General features: G+C 39.8%; 19 protein-coding genes. 1 reads left to right on the plus strand and 18 read right to left on the minus strand.

The window, feature by feature from the left end; all coding sequences use genetic code 11:
* Position 1: 1 nt before the first annotated feature.
* From prfA to rpoE, 12 genes are all read right to left on the minus strand, one after another.
* The gene (gene prfA, locus FN924_RS16750) at positions 2-1,072 is read right to left on the minus strand and encodes a peptide chain release factor 1 (RefSeq protein WP_143896457.1); all 1,071 of its coding nucleotides are present in this window, start codon (positions 1,070-1,072) and stop codon (positions 2-4) included.
* Between the two features lie 88 nt (positions 1,073-1,160).
* Entirely contained in the window at positions 1,161-1,556 is a 396-nt protein-coding gene (locus tag FN924_RS16755; protein WP_143896458.1) for a hypothetical protein, read from the minus strand.
* A 108-nt stretch (positions 1,557-1,664) separates the two neighbouring features.
* Positions 1,665-2,282 carry a thymidine kinase gene (locus FN924_RS16760; RefSeq protein ID WP_143896459.1) on the minus strand — a complete coding sequence of 206 codons (618 nt, stop codon included), beginning with the start codon at positions 2,280-2,282 and terminating at the stop codon, positions 1,665-1,667.
* Between the two features lie 343 nt (positions 2,283-2,625).
* Positions 2,626-2,871: a type B 50S ribosomal protein L31 gene (locus FN924_RS16765; RefSeq protein WP_143896460.1), complete on the minus strand. Its 246-nt coding sequence runs from the start codon at positions 2,869-2,871 to the stop codon at positions 2,626-2,628.
* A gap of 181 nt (positions 2,872-3,052) precedes the next feature.
* Positions 3,053-4,339, minus strand: coding sequence for a transcription termination factor Rho (gene rho / locus FN924_RS16770; RefSeq protein WP_143896461.1), 1,287 nt, complete (start codon positions 4,337-4,339; stop codon positions 3,053-3,055).
* Positions 4,340-4,811: 472 nt separating this feature from the next.
* On the minus strand, positions 4,812-5,777 hold the full coding sequence (gene glpX / locus FN924_RS16775; RefSeq protein ID WP_143896462.1) for a class II fructose-bisphosphatase: 966 nt from the start codon (positions 5,775-5,777) through the stop codon (positions 4,812-4,814).
* A gap of 140 nt (positions 5,778-5,917) precedes the next feature.
* The gene (locus tag FN924_RS16780; RefSeq protein ID WP_143896463.1) at positions 5,918-7,204 is read right to left on the minus strand and encodes a UDP-N-acetylglucosamine 1-carboxyvinyltransferase; all 1,287 of its coding nucleotides are present in this window, start codon (positions 7,202-7,204) and stop codon (positions 5,918-5,920) included.
* Between the two features lie 120 nt (positions 7,205-7,324).
* Complete coding sequence (fsa, locus tag FN924_RS16785) at positions 7,325-7,966, minus strand: fructose-6-phosphate aldolase (protein WP_143896464.1); 642 nt, start codon at positions 7,964-7,966, stop codon at positions 7,325-7,327.
* Positions 7,967-8,111: 145 nt separating this feature from the next.
* Complete coding sequence (locus FN924_RS16790; RefSeq protein WP_143896465.1) at positions 8,112-8,972, minus strand: class II fructose-bisphosphate aldolase; 861 nt, start codon at positions 8,970-8,972, stop codon at positions 8,112-8,114.
* A 187-nt stretch (positions 8,973-9,159) separates the two neighbouring features.
* Positions 9,160-9,528, minus strand: a complete 369-nt coding sequence (locus FN924_RS16795) for a response regulator (RefSeq protein ID WP_143896466.1) — start codon at positions 9,526-9,528, stop codon at positions 9,160-9,162.
* Between the two features lie 263 nt (positions 9,529-9,791).
* Positions 9,792-11,393: a CTP synthase gene (locus tag FN924_RS16800; protein ID WP_143896468.1), complete on the minus strand. Its 1,602-nt coding sequence runs from the start codon at positions 11,391-11,393 to the stop codon at positions 9,792-9,794.
* Positions 11,394-11,616: 223 nt separating this feature from the next.
* Positions 11,617-12,183 carry a DNA-directed RNA polymerase subunit delta gene (gene rpoE, locus FN924_RS16805; RefSeq protein WP_143896470.1) on the minus strand — a complete coding sequence of 189 codons (567 nt, stop codon included), beginning with the start codon at positions 12,181-12,183 and terminating at the stop codon, positions 11,617-11,619.
* 255 nt (positions 12,184-12,438) lie between these two features.
* Here rpoE and FN924_RS16810 point away from each other — a divergent pair, with 255 nt between their 5' ends.
* Positions 12,439-12,615, plus strand: coding sequence for a XapX domain-containing protein (locus tag FN924_RS16810; protein WP_143896472.1), 177 nt, complete (start codon positions 12,439-12,441; stop codon positions 12,613-12,615).
* Between the two features lie 68 nt (positions 12,616-12,683).
* Here the strand turns inward: FN924_RS16810 and FN924_RS16815 are convergent, their stop codons facing one another.
* The 6 genes from FN924_RS16815 to speE all read right to left on the minus strand — a co-directional run bounded on the left by FN924_RS16815 (position 12,684) and on the right by speE (position 18,851).
* A complete protein-coding gene (locus tag FN924_RS16815; protein ID WP_143896474.1) occupies positions 12,684-13,475 on the minus strand; it encodes a GNAT family N-acetyltransferase in 792 nt (263 codons plus the stop codon).
* A gap of 169 nt (positions 13,476-13,644) precedes the next feature.
* A complete protein-coding gene (gene argS, locus FN924_RS16820; protein WP_143896476.1) occupies positions 13,645-15,315 on the minus strand; it encodes an arginine--tRNA ligase in 1,671 nt (556 codons plus the stop codon).
* Positions 15,315-15,755: a YwiB family protein gene (locus tag FN924_RS16825; RefSeq protein WP_143896478.1), complete on the minus strand. Its 441-nt coding sequence runs from the start codon at positions 15,753-15,755 to the stop codon at positions 15,315-15,317. Before FN924_RS16825 ends, argS begins: the two co-directional genes overlap by 1 nt.
* 150 nt (positions 15,756-15,905) lie before the next feature.
* Positions 15,906-16,970, minus strand: a complete 1,065-nt coding sequence (locus FN924_RS16830; RefSeq protein WP_143896480.1) for an AimR family lysis-lysogeny pheromone receptor — start codon at positions 16,968-16,970, stop codon at positions 15,906-15,908.
* Between the two features lie 163 nt (positions 16,971-17,133).
* Complete coding sequence (gene speB / locus FN924_RS16835) at positions 17,134-18,006, minus strand: agmatinase (RefSeq protein WP_143896482.1); 873 nt, start codon at positions 18,004-18,006, stop codon at positions 17,134-17,136.
* 14 nt (positions 18,007-18,020) lie between these two features.
* Entirely contained in the window at positions 18,021-18,851 is an 831-nt protein-coding gene (gene speE, locus FN924_RS16840) for a polyamine aminopropyltransferase (protein ID WP_143896484.1), read from the minus strand.
* Positions 18,852-18,990: the final 139 nt, after the last annotated feature.

Raw genomic sequence — 18,990 nt, forward strand, 5'->3', positions numbered from 1 at the left:
ATTACTCACCGATCTGTTCCAATTTTTTCGTTTGTTCTTCTATCAGTAACGCGTCAATGACTTCTCCGATTTTCCCTTCCAATATTTGATCAAGCTTTTGGATGGTTAAGCCAATTCGGTGATCTGTAACTCGGTTTTGAGGGAAATTGTATGTGCGGATTCGCTCCGAGCGATCTCCAGTACCTACTGCCGTTTTTCTCGTTTCATCATATTCCGCTTGTGCTTCTTGTTGGAACTTATCATAAATACGTGCACGTAGTACTTTCATTGCTTTTTCTTTGTTTTTAATTTGTGATTTCTCATCTTGAATCGACACCACAATTCCTGTTGGCATGTGGGTCAAACGTACAGCAGACATCGTTGTATTTACACTTTGACCCCCTGGTCCACTTGATGCAAATGTATCTACTCGAATATCTTTTTCATGAATGTCTATTTCAACCTCTTCCGCTTCTGGCATTACAACAACAGTAGCGGTGGAGGTGTGAATTCTTCCACCAGACTCCGTTTCCGGCACACGTTGGACACGATGGGCTCCATTTTCATATTTCAGTTTGGAATATGCTCCTTGGCCATTGATCATAAAGATAATTTCTTTATACCCACCTACACCAGTCGTATTAGCTTCCATAACATCTATTTTCCAGCCTTGTGTCTCCGCATAACGTGAGTACATTCTAAATAAATCCCCAGCAAATAAGGCCGCCTCATCTCCACCAGCAGCCCCGCGGATTTCCATAATAACGTTCTTATCATCATTAGGGTCTTTGGGAAGAAGAAGAACCTTCAGGCGTTCCTCTAACTCTTCCTTCTGTTCCGAGAGCTCTCCAATCTCCATCTTCACCATTTCATACATATCATCATCTAAATTATCTTCTAGCATTACCTTGGCATCGTCTAGTTCGGATGTCGTCGTTTTATATTCGCGGTATGCTTGCACGACTTCTTGTAAGTCTGATTGTTCTTTCGAATATTCTCTTAGTTTTTTCGTATCATTAATGACTTCTGGATCACTTAGGAGCTCATTTAGCTTCTCATAGCGATCTTCCAGTGATTGTAGTTGATCAATCACGACTTCCACCTCTTTCTCCTTAACAGTCTAATTATAGTACAGGAGAAAAACCCCGTCAAAAAGCTAGGTACCGCTTCTCACTATTATCCTATTCTGTTATGACCCGAATGTTGTATCGTTGTATTTCTGCTTCAATCGCACTTTTAATATTTTCTATCCATGCTTGCTTTTCTTGTTCATCCAGATCCTCGTCAATGCTTACCGTTACAATCGCATCTGATTCCTGAAAAGCAACCTGCTTCACATGTACTCTAGGCATTCGCTCTGCTGCTTTTATAATAAGAGCCTTGTCTTTTTCCTTATCCCACGTATCTCCCGTTTCATCTATTTTACGTGGTGCAGGGTTATTAATTTGGAGATAACCTGGATCTGTTGTTTCTGCTTGATCCGTCAATAGCGAAGTAGAATTAGGAGCTGGTTCAGTTTGGGCACAGCCTGTTGTACCGATGAAGAGCACGGCTGCACTCAACACGATTCTTAACATATGTATCCTCCTAGCCAGTTTTTTCTTATTGTTTCCAGATAGGCGGAAATTATGAAAATAAATAGAATAACCTGCACGTGAGATTTACGTACAGGTTACTCTTTCCTACTATTTCAAAGCATTTGCTGTTTGAATGGTTAATTGCCTGGGTTTATTTGGAACCTCATGATGGTGACGACATCTAGGCTCATACGATTCAGATGCACCTACTAAAATAATTGGATCGTCATAGGATGCAGGTTTTCCATTAATTAATCGCTGTGTTCTACTTGCAGGTGACCCACATACTGGGCAAATAGCATTTAACTTCGTTACCGATTCACTTAAAGCCATTAATTTTGGCATTGGACCAAACGGTTCTCCACGGAAATCTGAATCTAATCCTGCCGCTATAACGCGATAACCGGAGTCCGCTAATTGATCAACAATATTCACAATCTTTTCATCAAAAAATTGCACTTCATCGATTCCAATTACATCAATTGTTTCATCAATGTGTTCCAAAATCTCTTCTGATGAATGGACCGGTACCGCTAGGATTGCATTCCCATTGTGAGATACAACAGACTCTTCCGAATAACGGCTATCAATCGCTGGCTTGAATACTTTTACTGATAATTTTCCGTATGTAGCACGGCGGATGCGACGAATCAACTCCTCAGATTTTCCCGAGAACATACTTCCACAAATAATTTCTACCCATCCACTTTGTTTCATAACATACACGTTTGGGCCTCTCCCTTCATTCGTACAAGCTTTATCTTTTTTACGGGGATCCCCCTCGTTTAGTAAAGAGTACTTGGCAAAGCCAAGTCTTATCTATTTTCTTACCCCTGACCTCAGCGGCGAAATATCTCTCACGCCGGAAGGGCATTCTTCTAATAGAAGAAAAAAATAACTATCTCTACTCTATACTTTTCACCCTCTATTTTCTACCTGTTTCTACATATTTTTTATAGAAATAACTGGTTTTTGAGCGTAAAAAAACAGGCAACAGTATCGAAAAGGTTGCCTGTTTTACTATCTGTAGCAGCTGGCCATTAACCGAGTATTCCGGATAATCCAGTGATTAGCTAAGATTATATTTTTTCTTAAAGCGATCCACACGGCCACCAGCTGTATCAGCTTTTTGTTTGCCTGTGTAGAAAGGATGTGAAGCCGAACTAATTTCAACACGGATCAATGGGTAAGTGTTGCCATCTTCCCACTCGATCGTTTCTTCAGAGGTCTTAGTAGAACCACTTAGAAACTTGAAATCAGAGCTTGTATCAAGGAATACTACTTTTTTGTATTCTGGATGAATTCCTTCTCTCATTTCTTTCCACTCCTTTTGCCCTGAATCCCTAGGAAACAGAGTTATTATAGAGCTACTTTTGGTAGCTAGAGAGTACTCTCTAAAGCTTTAGGTAAACCTAAAGTTTCGCGAAGGTATTTAAACTCACATAGAGAGATTATAACAATGATAAAAAGGCTTTGCAAGGTTATTCCTTATTCTTTCAGGATTTTCTAGCTGTTCCTTTACGTTTCATTTCTTCTTCTACTTTTTGAATGAATTCTTCATTATTTTTCGTTGAACGAAGCTTCTTGAAGAAACGTTCGATGAACTCTTGAGAGTCCTGCATCGATTTACGTAACGTCCATGCCATTTCCAGATGGTCTTTCGGAAGTAAAAGTTCTTCTTTTCTCGTACCAGAGCGCAATACATCGATAGCTGGGAAGATTCGACGTTGAGCCAGATTACGATCTAGGTGTAATTCCATATTACCTGTACCCTTGAATTCTTCATAGATTACGTCATCCATACGAGAGCCTGTCTCTACTAATGCGGTTGCAAGAATCGTGAGACTTCCACCTTCCTCAATGTTACGCGCTGCACCAAAGAAACGCTTAGGACGGTGAAACGCCGCTGGGTCAATCCCTCCAGATAAGGTTCTACCACTCGGTGGAATAACTAGATTATAAGCACGCGCCAAACGCGTAATACTATCCATCAAAATAATGACGTCTTTTTTATGCTCCACCAAACGCATCGCACGTTCCAATACAAGTTCCGAAACCTTAATATGATTTTCTGGAACCTCATCAAAGGTAGAACTTACCACGTCTACGTCAGGGTGAACAGAACGTTCAATGTCGGTTACCTCTTCCGGGCGTTCATCTACTAGTAAAATGATTAATTTCGCTTCAGGATGATTGATGGAAATACTATTTGCAATTTGTTTTAAAAGCATTGTTTTTCCGGCCTTTGGTGGTGCTACGATGAGCCCACGCTGCCCATAACCAACAGGAGATAACAAATCGATAATACGTGTAGAAATGTTTTTTGTATCTGTTTCTAATCGCATTAAACGATCTGGATAGAGAGGGGTTAATGCTGGAAAGTGAACACGTTCCTTTGCAATCTCTGGATTTTCTCCGTTAACTAGGTCTACGTGTAATAGACCATAGTATCGTTCATTTTCTTTTGGAGGACGAACTTTACCAGATACCTTGTCCCCATTACGAAGATCAAAACGTCTAATTTGGGATGCAGATATGTAAATATCTTCAGCACTTGGAGAATAGTTAATCGGACGTAAGAAACCGAAGCCTTCCGATTGGATAATTTCCAAAATTCCATCCATAAATAAAAACCCGTCTTTTTCTGCTTGCGCCTTTAGAATCGCAAATATAAGTTCTTTCTTCGTTAGCTTTGCATAATAGGAAACTTTAAATTCCCTTGCCTTGGCATACAATTCCTTTAATGTAAATGTTTCCAACTGGGAAATCGTTAATTCTGCCACAAAATCACCACACCATATTAAATTTATTAGTTTTTTGCACCGTCTGGTTTTGGATGTATCACCTTTGGTCATGCTTCCGTACGAATGTCTCTAAAATTGTCCAAACGCTTGTTAAAGGTGAATGCACTTCCTGAAATGAAGTCTCTTTTGGCTTGATTCTTGATTGGGAAGTAATCTTATCTATGAAATCAGATACCAAGAAGATTTGGAAGGAAAGCATAAATGCTTGAAGTTTGTGATGTTATAACTGTTCACTAAATTTCATATAATTAAACCTACTCAATAGTACCTTTTTCACGACTATTAATCAACTGAAATTTTATAATTGTCATAATATCGCTTTAATCTACAAATTTCGGATGGCTTTCTAGTAGATAGAAATGGGTTAGAAGAATCTATTCAAGACAAGTTCTTTTTTCTCTGTTGATGAAAAGAAAAACAGGAAGTAGGATTCTTCCTGTTTTTTAAACTGTTATTTCATAACGAGATTTGGCTTTTTCTCTAAGCTATGTTCTCCGTCAATAAACCGAACCGTACCACTTTTGGCTCGCATAACGACCGTTTGGGTTAATGCTTTAGACCCTTTAAATTGAACGCCCTTCAGCAATTCCCCATCGGTAACACCTGTTGCTGCGAATATGGCATCATCGCCACCACAAAAATCATCCATATGTAGTACTTTTTCGAAATCGGTTATCCCCATTTTTGCACAACGTTCTTTTTCTTCATCTGTTTTCGGTACAAGTTTGCCTTGCATTTCGCCGCCTAAGCACTTTAAAGCGACCGCTGCAAGTACTCCTTCCGGTGCGCCTCCGATTCCGAAAAGGATGTCCACACCAGTATCATCAAAAGCCGTATTCATAGCTGCTGCTACATCGCCATCCTGAATTAAACGAATACGGGCACCAGCTGCACGGATGTCTTCAATTAATTGTTGATGACGAGGTTTGTTTAATACGACGGCAACTACATCTTCTATTTGTTTATTTTTGGCTTTTGCTACGGCACGCAAGTTATCCAAAACAGGAGCGTTAATGTCTACTTTTCCGACAGCTGCAGGACCGACCGCTAATTTGTCCATATACATATCCGGCGCGTGAAGAAGCTTACCACGATCCGCAATGGCAATAACCGCCAAAGCATTCCAGGTTCCCAGTGCAACGATATTCGTTCCTTCCAGTGGGTCAACTGCCACATCCACCTCTGGACCGTCACCGGTTCCAAGCTTCTCACCAATGTATAGCATTGGCGCTTCGTCCATTTCTCCTTCGCCAATTACTACTCTTCCACGCATCGGGATCGTATCAAACACGTCTCTCATCGCAGTCGTCGCTGCATCGTCTGCTTCATCCTTTTTGCCACGTCCCATCCAACGGGCAGATGATAGTGCAGCTGCCTCTGTTACACGAACTAACTCCATTGATAAACTTCTTTCCATGGTATCTCCTCCAAATGTAGTACTCCTCATCTCCCATGGAATTAAGAAAATTGCCTTCGCCGCTGTTAATGGCGTTTTTTAAACATAACGGAAGCTTAATACTCCTCTCCTACAAAGAGTATTAAGCTATAATTCTGTCTTTATGAATTTTGGAATTGCTCGATTTCTGATTCAGACATTTCTTCGCGCCATATATTGGCACCTAATGATGTAAGCTTCTCAACAATATTTTCATACCCTCTATCTATATGCTCAAGGCCCGTAATCTCGGTAATACCGTCCGCCATTAAACCAGCAACAATAAGTGCAGCACCAGCGCGTAAGTCACTCGCTTTCACTTTGGCACCTTCGAGTTGAACAGGTCCACTCACAATAGCGGAACCGCCTTCCACTTTAATCTTTGCATTCATCCGTCTTAACTCATCAATATGCTTAAAACGAGCTTGATAAATGGTATCTGTTACTACACCTGTCCCTGTTGCCCTTGTTAATAGGGATGTAAATGGCTGCTGCAAATCGGTTGGAAAACCAGGGTGTACGAGTGTTTTAATATCCACACTCTTCACTTCCTTACCTGGTTGGATGAGCAATTGCTCTTCCCCTTCTTCAATGGACACACCCATTTCCCTTAGCTTAGCTAATAAGGATTCCAAGTGTTGTGGAATGACATTGTCAATTAGCACCTTTTCTCCTTGGGCAGCTGCTAAGATTGTATAAGTACCTGCTTCTATACGATCAGGAATAATCGTATGCATGCATCCTGTCAGTTGATCTACACCTTCAATTCGAATCACATCTGTACCGGCACCTTTAATTTTAGCGCCCATGCTTGTCAGCAATGTAGCAACATCAATAATTTCTGGCTCTTTTGCAGCATTTTCAATCACTGTTTTCCCTTTAGCTTTTACTGCTGCGAGCATAATGTTTATTGTAGCACCGACACTCACAACATCTAGATAAATTCGAGCTCCGCGTAATTCGTCAGCTCGTAAGTAAATTGCACCTTGTTCATTCGTCACCTTAGCACCTAACGCCTCGAACCCCTTAATATGTTGGTCGATTGGTCTTGGCCCTAGGTGACATCCTCCAGGCAATCCAATTACGGCCTTTTTAAAGCGACCAAGCATTGCGCCCATAAAATAGTAGGATGCACGTAGCTTCTTCACCTTGCCATTTGGCAATGGCATGGAGGTCATGTTGGAAGGATCAATATGGATGGTTTGTCCTCTCCAATCAATAGTACCTCCAATTTCCTCTAGTAAATGTCCTAACGTGTCTACATCTGAAATTTTAGGTAGGCCTTCAATGATAACCTTTGAATCGGCTAATATAGCAGCTGGTAGTAAAGCTACTGCACTATTCTTCGCTCCGCTAATTCGTACCTTACCATTTAAAGGCCTTCCACCTTCTACTAGTATTTTCTGCACATCTAGAACTCCTCACTTTACGAGTCCATTCATTATAAACCTACTGAGTACACTGAACGAACTCTTAGGCTAAATCCTCAAGATTTGCACTTAGTTTACACAAATTTACCAAAATCATACTTACTTTTCTTTATTCCAATCAGCGAGAAATTTTTCGATTCCTTGGTCTGTTAAAGGATGCTTGACTAGTTGTGCTAACACCTTAAATGGAACGGTTGCAATATGAGCACCGAATAACGCAGCATCTGTTACGTGAAGTGGATGTCGAATGGAAGCTGCAATTATTTCCGTTTCAATGCCATGACGGTCAAATATATCCGCAATAGTAGAAATAAGTTCTAAACCATTTTGACCAATATCATCTAATCTTCCTAAAAAAGGAGACACATATGTAGCACCAGCACGAGCAGCAAGCAAAGCTTGATTCGCATTGAAAATAAGTGTTACATTCGTTTTTATATTTAGGTCTGAAAAAGCTTTTACAGCTTTTAATCCTTCTAATGTCATCGGTACTTTCACCGTAATGTTAGGAGCAATTGCGGCCAATTCCTTTCCTTCCTCAATCATACCTTCTGCATCCTCTGAAATTACTTCGGCGCTAACAGAACCTGAAACCACTTCGGTAATTTCTCTCAAACGGTCGTGGAAGGATACTCCTTCTTTTGCAACAAGGCTTGGATTCGTCGTTACACCAGCTAAAATACCTAGTGCATTTGCTTCTTTGATTTCCTCAATGTTCGCCGTATCAATGAAAAACTTCATATCTCCCATCCCCTTTTTTATAGTTAAGGACTTAGAAAGCGTATTGTGCAAAACCATCGAAGCTACCCTTAGAGAGCTTCCATCATCCCTTCTTGCTTATACGTATGAAAAGGAAACTGCCAGAAGGCAGCTTCCTATTATCCGATTATTTTGCTTGACCAGAAGAACCGAATTCGCGCATTTTTCCAATTACTGTTTCTTTAATTGCATCACGTGCAGGTCCTAAATATTTACGTGGATCATATTGATCCGGTTGCTCTGCTAATACCTCACGAACTCTTTTCGTCTGAGAAATTTGGTTCTCTGTGTTTACATTTACTTTAGATGTACCATAAGAAATTGCTCGTTTAATATCGTGAGTTGGAATTCCTGTTCCACCGTGAAGTACTAGTGGCACACCAGTTGCAGCACCGATTTCTTCCATTTCTTTGAAGCCAAGATTTGGTTCCCCTTTATAAGGACCGTGAACAGAACCCAAAGCTGGAGCTAAACAATCAATTCCAGTACGTTCAACAAGTTCTTGACATTCTTTCGGGTCTGCATAGATCACGCCATCTGCGATAACATCATCTTCTTGACCACCTACTGTTCCAAGTTCTGCTTCAACAGAAACACCATGGAAATGAGCAAGTTCTACTACTTTAGATGTAACCGCAATATTTTCTTCAAATGGATCATGAGAAGCATCAATCATTACAGAAGTAAATCCAGCATGGATGGCTTTCGCACACGCTTCAAAGCTAGATCCGTGGTCTAAATGGATTGCTACAGGAACAGTCGTACCGTATTCTTCCATTAGAGATTTTACCATAGCTACTACAACTTTATATCCGCCCATATATCTTCCAGCGCCTTCAGAGACACCTAAAATAACAGGAGATTTTTCCTCTTCTGCAGCTTGCAGAATTGCTTGAACGTATTCAAGGTTATTAATATTGAATTGCCCAACTGCATAGCTATTTTCTTTCGCATTGATTAGCATTTCTTTCATGGATACTAATGGCATTGTATTTCCTCCTTGTGGATAATATGCAGAAATGATAACAAACAATAACCAGTCATTCATGTTTGATTGGATACATTATAAGAATACCAACTTGACCGTGAAGGTGCAACAAACAACATCTCAATATGTTATTTTTTTCACAATGTAGAACTGGTCTATTTTATTAGTATCTACAATCGTGATTTCGTTATGATCTTTCCTTCAACAAACGATTGATATGATCTCTTGCTTCTTCGACGTTAAATGGTTTTGCAAAGACCTCTTTAACGTTTTCGAATCGTTCTTTATGTACCATTGCTTCTTCCACTAATCCACTCATCATAATAGCGGGAATAATTTGTCCTTGTTCCTCGAGATGGGATAATAAAGTAGGTCCATCCATAATGGGAAGCTTGTAATCGATAAGCAGTAAATCTGGTCGCTTCCCTTTCATTTTATCTAAAGCTTCCTTTCCGTTCTCAGCTGTCATAACATCATGACCTGCCGCCTTTACAACCTCCTCTAATAGCAGACGAATTCCCATCTGATCATCCACGATCATTACTGTTTTTTTCATGGTCGATACCCCCCTATTTACTCTCCCACAACACTATTTTATTTGAATCTCACTATTGGCAATATTCTATGTAAACTACACAGTTCTAGATAGGATAGAAGAATTCCTGCCAACATTAAGCAATTTCCCCTATTTAATGCAATAAAATGTCATTTGTAGGTATTATTCGCAAATTTCCTGTTGAAAAGAGTTGAGTTCTGAAACATCTTGCTTCTATTTGAAAATTAAAACCTCACACTTGTTAAGGTGTGAGGTACCATTCCTTATTTGTTACGAACAGCTGCTCCAATGAAACCATAGAATAACCGTTGCGGTCTATTCGGTCTTGATTTAAATTCCGGATGAAACTGGGAAGCAACGAACCAAGGGTGGTCATCCAACTCAATTGTTTCAATCAGCTTTCCATCAGGGCTTGTTCCGGAAAAGATAAATCCTTTCTCTTCCATCTGCTCCCGATAATGATTGTTGAACTCAAATCGGTGGCGATGGCGTTCATAAACAACATCTTCATTTTCATAAGCTTCTTTTGTCTTCGTACCATCTTTCAATCGGCAAGGATATACACCAAGACGAAGTGTTCCTCCTAAATCTGAAACATCTTTTTGCTCTGGTAACAAGTCGATGATGGGATGAGGCGTACTCGGGTCAATTTCGGAAGAATTTGCTCCTTTCAAGTTTAAAACATTGCGCGCAAACTCAACAGTTGCTAACTGCATACCTAGACATATACCTAGAAATGGAATTTTTTGTTCTCTTGCATAACGAATCGCAGAAATTTTTCCTTCAATTCCTCGATCGCCAAATCCACCAGGGACTAATATTCCATCTACTCCAGAAAGCTTCTCTTCTACAGTTTGGTCTGACAGTTCTTCTGCATTTATCCAACGGATGCTAATATCGGCATCATACTGATATCCTGCGTGTTTCATTGCTTCAACAACGGAAATGTAAGCATCCGGTAGTTCTACGTATTTTCCTACTAATCCGATTGTTACAGTTTTCGTCAAATTACGTACTTTCTCTGTTAACGCAATCCACTCTGTCATATCTGCTTGTCCACAATCGAATCCAAAGTGGTCACATGTTAGTTGATCTAAGTTCTGTGCTTGAAGGTCTAATGGAATATCATAAAGACTTTCCGAATCCCCAGCTTCAATCACTGCTTTTTCGTCAATATCACAGAACAACGCAATCTTTTCCTTCATTTCTTGACTGATTGGTTTTTCTGTGCGAAGCACAATGACGTCAGGTTGGATACCTAAAGAGCGCAATTCTTTCACGCTATGCTGTGTAGGTTTGGTTTTTAACTCACCAGCAGCTTTGATGTATGGAACTAACGTACAATGCACATACATGACATTTTCTCGACCAATATCACTTTTGATTTGACGTATCGCTTCAAGGAAAGGAAGGGATTCGATATCCCCGACCGTACCACCAATTTCCGTAATTACGATATCCGCATTTGTTTGCTGTCCAGCACGAAATACTTTGTCTTTAATTTCGTTCGTAATGTGCGGGATAACTTGGACGGTACCACCTAAATAATCGCCACGTCTTTCTTTTTTAATAACCGTGGAGTAGATTTTACCTGTTGTGACGTTACTGTACTGGTTTAGGTTAATATCAATAAACCTCTCATAATGACCTAAGTCCAAATCTGTTTCAGCACCATCTTCTGTAACGAATACTTCCCCATGCTGATAGGGACTCATGGTTCCAGGGTCTACGTTAATATATGGATCAAACTTTTGAATGGTTACCTTTAACCCACGATTTTTCAGCAATCGCCCTAACGATGCAGCCGTAATCCCTTTTCCAATCGATGACACAACCCCACCTGTTACGAAAATATACTTTGTCACCTTTTCATCCCTCTTTCTATGTTTATTTACAAAAGCATCTTCTGAATGTGAATGCCTTGTTTTCCTAATAGGTGTAGGCTCCCTATTTGAGCCTTAAAATATCGGGGTGAAAAATAAGAAAAGCGCTCCCTAATATAGGGAACGCTTTATACGTCATTGTAATGAATAGAGCCCAAATAAAATATTACTGATTTCCAACTTGAAAGTCAATAAAATAGAAAAATTAATCTTCGTCTTCTTCGTCATCAAGTTCTGAGTCATCGTCTTCATCATCATCTTCAAAATCATCACCTTCGAAGTCATCACTATCACTATCATCATCTTCAAAATCTGAATCATCGTCAGAATCATCGAAGTCATAATCCTCTACATCCTCGTCATCCGTCTCTTCCAAGTCTTCTTCATCATCTAAATCAAATTCTTCTTCATCTAAGTCGAGGTCATCCTCCACCACATCATCGAAGTCTTCCACTTTTTTCTTCGCAGCTTTTTTCTTTTTCTTCTTCGGTTCCAGATTGATTTCTTCTTCAATTTGTTCAACTGGATACCAACGTTTTAATCCCCAAATGTTATTACCAATGGTTAAGAAACGTCCATCCGTATTCAAATCTGTATAATATTGTGCAATATAATCATCTTTCTGTTGTTTAGAAAATTCTTTCAGCTCCGCAATTCGATCAAACAGTTCTCTAAAATCCATTGCCTTATTTTCTTCATTTAAAATAAGGTTGGCAATTTCAATCATAGAAAGATCTAATAGTTCTTCTCGAGAATAATCTTTAAGGCTCACGTTCAAGCACTCCCTTTATGTAAATATTTATATATTTTCCACTGTCATGCGATGTCATACACAGTTTATGTAAGTCTACCAATTCATTATAGGGTTATGGTTTTTAAAATGCAATCATTGCCAAACTTAGAAGTAATTTTACGTAACCGATGAAAATGTAGAAGTAATATGTTATGTTAAGATACCGGAGTTTTATGATAATTTGTCAAACAATGGGGTAGGGTATGGATGGGTACATAAAAGAAGGAGGCAATTATGAAAGAGATCATTCTAGCATTAGTAACTGGCTTTCTCGTTGGATTCATATTTGCTTGGGGAAAGCTACCAATTCCCGCTCCACCTGCGCTAGCTGGCGTTACTGGAATCGTCGGTATTTACTTAGGCTTTAAAGTGTTTCAATGGATTGGACCAGCATTACAGAAACTGTTTTAATACTCAGATATGAAAAAGAAATGCTAGAGACAAGTGGTCTCTAGCATTCTCTTTTACGTAGAACCCTCTCATCGCAATTTAGACATCGTCCACGTTCCGATATCTTCAAAACCAATGCGTTTATAAATCGTTCCTGCAGCGGGATTATCATAAAATAGGCAAAGCTCTTTGCCTTCTTCCAATAAATCCCTACATAATTTGGTCAAACACAACGTTGCATATCCTTTACGTTTAGCCTTTTCAAGCGTACCCACTGCTACAATCATAGCAGATATACTATTTTCTGCTGTCGTAGATGCTGTGGAAACAATCTCGCCAGCTTCCTCGATAATATAAAGCCTGCCAACTCCTTTGTCCATATTACGCTTTTTGGAATCCAAATTGATTTCCGCATGTTCAAACTCTGGAATACGAAGCATCAATTGTTTCCATCCGGATAGGTCTTTTTCCTTTGCTAGCCTTACGCGATTCGTTAAGATTGATGGTAAGTTTGTCTTACTATTACATTTTGCATAGAACATCTCCCGAGTGTGATCAATTGGTTGCTGAATATGTGGTAGAATCTGATCTGTCACCTGCTTTAACCCCGATACATGTATTCCCTCTTCTGCAGTGTCAATCAGTTTCGCGAATCCTTCCGCATCGTAATCATCCTCTGCATAAGGAATGAAGTTTTTCTCATAGCGAAGCAATACAGCTCTCAAACTTCCATCTTCTCGGAAATCACCCCACAATGTTTGAAAGGGTTGATCGTATCCGAAAGCTTCTATATCTCCAATTATAAAGAGGTTTTCTGCCGGGTATTTCCTAATTAATTTCTGACATTGGTCATTATCACGACTCGTTAATTGCCTAATCATTTCCTCATCCCCGTTTATTGTTTCTGAACATCATAGCACGGAGTTTAAATGGAGTAAACGGGAATGGCAAATTATCCCTAAAGATTTTGAAGGATCTCGTTTACTTAAAATAAAAAACTCCGGACTAAATAGCTCGGAGTTTTATGGTCGATAAACCGTTTCATTTTTATTACATTCGTTCTGGAGCGTTTACTCCTATTAATTTTAACCCGTTTGCTAAAGTTGTCTTAACAGCATGCATTAATGCAACTCTTGCCTTTGTTACCCCTTCATCATTAGGGTTCAACACTTTTTCCGCATTATAGAAACTATGCAAGCTGGAAGCTAAATCAAATAAATACTGCGGAATTCGGTGTGGGGTTCGATTCTCAGCAGCATCAATGACTACTTGAGTAAACTCGCCCAACCGCTTTAACAAGTCTATTTCTTTTTCCGCTTGTAACAATGCTGGGTTAAAGTCACTAATTATGCCAAATCCTTTCTCCTCTGCTTGTCCAAGCATTGTACATACACGCGCATGTGCATATTGAACATAGAAAACTGGGTTTTCATTAGAGTTCGATTTTGCTAAATCCATATCAAAATCAAGATGAGAATCACTAGATCGCATGACGAAGAAATATCGCATTGCATCTACGCCGACTTCCTCCATTAACTCCCGTAATGTAACTGCTTTTCCTGTACGTTTACTCATCTTCACCTTTTCACCATTTTGGAACAGGTTCACCATTTGGATAATTTCTACTTCAAGCGTATTTGGCTGATAACCTAATGCTTGGATTGCTGCTTTCATTCGTGGAATGTAGCCATGATGGTCCGCTCCCCAGATATTAATTAACGTCTCGAAGCCACGATCTAATTTGTTTTTGTGATACGCAATATCTGGTGTCAAATATGTGTAGGTACCATCTTGTTTGACGAGAACACGGTCTTTGTCATCCTTAAAATCTGTAGAGCGGAACCATGTTGCTCCTTCTTTTTGGTACACATAGCCTTGTTCAGTTAGCACTTCTAATGCTTCTGTGATGGCATTGTTTTCGTAAAGAGATGTTTCAGAAAACCAATGGTCAAACGAAACTCGGAATTGCTGCAAATCTTTTTCAAGCTTTGCCAGCTCATATTTCAATCCGTAAGACCGGAAAAAGGCTAATCTTTCTTTGCGCTCCGCTTCGACCCATTTTGCTCCTTCTTGCGCCGCTAGTTCTTTTCCTAAATCAATAATGTCCTTCCCATGATACCCATCTTCAGGCATGTCCCAATCTTGGTCTAATGCTTGCATGTAACGCGCTTCTACAGATAGGGCCAGATTCTCAATTTGATTTCCAGCATCATTAATGTAATATTCACGTGCCACATTATAGCCAGCGTAATCAAGAATGTTACACAAAGAATCTCCGACTGCTGCTCCACGGGCATGCCCTAGATGAAGGTCTCCTGTAGGATTGGCCGATACAAACTCCACCTGAATTTTGTGTCCATTCCCTACATTCGATCTACCATATTGATCTCCTGCTTTTATAATGGTAGGAACTAGATCCGTTAAGTATGTGTTGTCCATAAAAAAGTTAATAAACCCAGGACCGGCAATTTCAATTTCTTGTATCGAAGCTTTTTTCAGGTCTATATTTGTTTTTATTTCCTCCGCAATTTGACGAGGGGCTTTTTTGGCAATTCGAGCTAGCTGCATGGCAATGTTTGTAGCGTAATCCCCATGCGATTTTTCCTTTGGCTGCTCTAAAACAATTTCAGGCAACTCTTCTTTTGTTGCGAGATTTGCTCTAAGAACAGCTTCTGCGATTTCTTGCTTTAACGATTCCTGCATTTGAATAAAAATATTCACTACTTTTGTTCCTCCCTAAACGATAAGGTTAACCGATGTCTTCTACTATCTTCACCATTTAACTTGGTTGTGTAACTAATAAACAGTTTCCCTTCCTTTGCTTGGCTAAGGTCACGAAAGGTTATTTGGTCCGTGAATGTTTCCATGTGAATCGTTCCGTACGCATGTCGATAAACATTCTCGGTCGTTTGCTTCTTTTTAAACACTTGATGCATATCTACTGCTCCAGACCTTTTTACGCTAACTCTTTCTGGAGAAATGGTAATTAATGCTTGTACATGATCCTCTTGATCTTCATATTGCTCTGTAAATTGAAGAACAGAGGTGTTTTCTTTTTGCAGAAACGTACCCACTTCCTCTACCCTGGTTACTTCCTTATTATGTTGATGAAAGATTTCGGTAATGAGTTTTATGTGGACATTCCGTTTGGATGCTTTCATTTTTCCACCTACCTGCTTATAAGGTCCCTTTAGGTTCCTTTTGCTAGTATAAAGAATTCTACAGCTAAAGAGCAAGCCTGATTCATAGGAATAATCGATTCCTAAACATTTTAAAAAGAAACGTATCTTCTAATAGAGAAGATACGTTTCTTATGACAGCTCTTTCAGTTCAATTAATGGCATCATCGCGTAGAAATAGTCACTTTGCTCATGTATGAAACGGTGGTAGGATTCTTGTAATAGCCATTTGTCTTTTTTCGCTTTTCCTAAGTAATACTGCTGGAATGGCGATAGGTTGGGGAACGATTCTAAGATAGCAATACAAGTATGTCTATCTCCATCCGCTAGAGCTAAATGTGCAATCTCTGCTTGATCCATACTTTGAACACCTTTGGTATGACCGTGGAATGCTGAAATAAATGGGATGGTACAATTTGAAATTCCATAGATTGCTGGACTATGGTTAATTTCCTGGGCGATTTTCAACCCTTGCCGAGCGTGTCCAATTGCCTGCTCATAATTGTCTAACACATATCCCAATCCCATTGCATTATGAATATCAATCTTCTTTCTCGGATTAAATGTATGATTTAGGACGCGATACCCATATTTACGAGCAATGATCATTTCATTACGCTTCCAGTAGTAGGTCATCCAAATTTCATCAAGCTTTACCTGCATCAAGGATTGGAAAAATTGATTTTCCATCTCATCAATCGTCATCTGAAGACGATCCACATAATTTCCTAGCATTCCATACTGGCGAAGTTCAAAATAGGCATATACGTGGAGCATGTCTTTTAAACAAATAAGTTCTTGTTCTTCCACATGAATGGTAGAGAGTCTTGTTAAATATTCTTGGGGTTTTTGTCTGCTTCTCCTACGAATTAGTATTACATCATATAGTTTTGCCCAATTTCGGTTTTGTCGATTGGAAGAGACTCTATTTTTCTCAATCAACAACTCCAAATCATCAAGAAAACCGTGGGAGTATAGGAATTCTAGACCCACCCGCATGTTTTCAGATAATTCAGTTCGCATGCAAAACTGACGCATTCCTTCTATGGCATCTTCCATTGGATTCGAAGCAGAGAGGATTTGGAAGATTTGATACATAGGCCAATCAGCCTCTTGGTGAAGGAATGGTTCGATTAACCGTTGTGCATTTCTAGCCTGGACTTTATTGAACAGACACTCGGTACGAGCTTTTACCATCTTATCACGACCATTCCTTTGAATTCGAGATTTAGGATGTTACTTTTATATTAACACAATTAATAGCAGAAAGTTAAGACAAATAATATTCGGGTGGTGACAGGCACGACCCGGTTTTTGGGGGATTTTGTCGAATGAAATAGAGGACGCTTTTTCGCGTCCTCTATTTTACCCATCCTAACAGCATTTCTCGCACAAATTTACTTGCTGCAATAACGGTTTGCTCCGTTGGATCATAGACTGGTGCAACCTCCACGAGATCTGATCCAATCACGTTCACATCCGATTCTGCAATCAATTGGATCGCCTCTAACAATTCTTTAGAACTAATCCCACCAGCTTCTGCTGTCCCAGTACCCGGTGCAAAGGCAGGATCTAGCACATCAATATCAATCGTAACATACACGTTTCGTCCAGCTAATTTCGGAAGTACTTCACGCAACGGTTTTGCTACCTCATAGCGCGCCATAAACATCCCGCTTTCCTTCGCATATTGAAATTCCTCTCTCATTCCAGACCGAATTCCAAAAGAATACACATTCTCCGGCCCAATCAGGTTACAAGCTTTACGCACTGGAGTAGAGTGAGAAAGTTCTTCTCCTTCATATTCCACGCGCAAGTCTGCGTGTGCGTCAATATGTATTAATACCATATCCGGATACTTTTCATGAACGGCTTGTATGACGGGCCAAGTCGCTAAATGCTCCCCACCAAGTCCTAACGGGTATTTTCCCTGATCTAATATTTTCTTCACAAAGGCTTGTATCTCATCCAAGCTCCGCTGTGGATTGCCGAATGGCAAAGGAATGTCTCCAGCATCAAAATAAGCAACCTCTTCCATATGCTTATCCATATAAGGACTGTATTCCTCTAATCCAATGGATGCTTCTCGTATTCGATTTGGGCCGAAACGAGAGCCTGGTCGAAAGCTAACCGTCCAATCCATCGGCATCCCATAAATAATCGCTTTCGCGTCATCTGATTCCGATTGTGACATAATGAATACTTTTCCTGAATAGGCATCATCAAAACGCATAATTGGTTCCCCCTCTACTCTGTTAACTCTTTTACGAATCTCGGTAATGCAAACGAAGCAACATGTAATTCCTTTGTATAATATTTTGTATCGATATCCTCGAACCTATCTTCCTTCACCTTTAACGGGTCATGGATTTTACTTCCTATTGTAAATGTCCACATTCCACTCGGATAGGTTGGAATGTTAGCCGTGTAAAGTCGCGTTACTGGAAAAATTTCTTTAACATCTTGAAACACTTGCTTTATCAAATCTGCTTTAAACCACGGATTATCGGTTTGAGCGACGAAAATCCCATCATCCTTCAACGCTTTGGAAATCCCTGCATAAAATCCCTTTGTAAATAAGTTTACAGCAGGCCCTACAGGCTCGGTGGAGTCCACCATTATAACATCATAAGCTCTTTCACTTTCTGCGATGTGCATAAAGCCGTCTGCTACTTTTACTTCCACCCGAGGATTTCCTTCTAACTCACCAGCAATAGAAGGTAAGTATTTTTTAGAATACTCGATCACCTTCCCATCAATCTCCACAAGGGTAGCTTTTTCCACCGTTTTATGCTTTAACACTTCCCGAATTACTCCACCATCTCCGCCACCGACAACGAGCACTTGCTTCGGACTTGGGTGGGTAAACAACGGGACATGAGCTACCATTTCATGATAGACAAATTCGTCCTTCTCTGTCGTCATCACCATACCATCCAACGTAAGCATGTTGCCCCATTCATAGGTTTCAATCATGTCAAGCTTCTGGAACTCGGTTTGTTCTCCATGTAAGGTTTTCTTAATTTTTGCCGTAATACCGAAGTCTTTCGTCTGCTTCTCTGTAAACCATAAATCCATGCCAAAACTCCTTTACCATTCACTACTATTACTTTGCTATCCTCTTTCTTTTCTTATACCTTTTACTCCTAATAAACAAACAAATTATAGCGAATGTTTTGTCGAATACCAAGCATTTTATGTTTAATTTTTCCTATCT

This window comes from Radiobacillus deserti (assembly GCF_007301515.1).
Taxonomy (GTDB): Bacteria; Bacillota; Bacilli; order Bacillales; family Amphibacillaceae; genus Radiobacillus; species Radiobacillus deserti.

Coding starts and splice junctions, on each gene's coding strand:
- speB (WP_143896482.1), bottom strand. CDS start 18,006: ATGCGTTTTGATGATGCCTATTCAGGAAAAGTATTCATTATGTCACAA.
- FN924_RS16795 (WP_143896466.1), bottom strand. CDS start 9,528: ATGAAAAAAACAGTAATGATCGTGGATGATCAGATGGGAATTCGTCTG.
- glpX (WP_143896462.1), bottom strand. CDS start 5,777: ATGGAAAGAAGTTTATCAATGGAGTTAGTTCGTGTAACAGAGGCAGCT.
- FN924_RS16790 (WP_143896465.1), bottom strand. CDS start 8,972: ATGCCATTAGTATCCATGAAAGAAATGCTAATCAATGCGAAAGAAAAT.
- FN924_RS16815 (WP_143896474.1), bottom strand. CDS start 13,475: ATGATTAGGCAATTAACGAGTCGTGATAATGACCAATGTCAGAAATTA.
- FN924_RS16755 (WP_143896458.1), bottom strand. CDS start 1,556: ATGTTAAGAATCGTGTTGAGTGCAGCCGTGCTCTTCATCGGTACAACA.
- FN924_RS16830 (WP_143896480.1), bottom strand. CDS start 16,970: ATGGTAAAAGCTCGTACCGAGTGTCTGTTCAATAAAGTCCAGGCTAGA.
- FN924_RS16765 (WP_143896460.1), bottom strand. CDS start 2,871: ATGAGAGAAGGAATTCATCCAGAATACAAAAAAGTAGTATTCCTTGAT.
- fsa (WP_143896464.1), bottom strand. CDS start 7,966: ATGAAGTTTTTCATTGATACGGCGAACATTGAGGAAATCAAAGAAGCA.
- FN924_RS16825 (WP_143896478.1), bottom strand. CDS start 15,755: ATGAAAGCATCCAAACGGAATGTCCACATAAAACTCATTACCGAAATC.
- speE (WP_143896484.1), bottom strand. CDS start 18,851: ATGGATTTATGGTTTACAGAGAAGCAGACGAAAGACTTCGGTATTACG.
- FN924_RS16810 (WP_143896472.1), top strand. CDS start 12,439: ATGAAAGAGATCATTCTAGCATTAGTAACTGGCTTTCTCGTTGGATTC.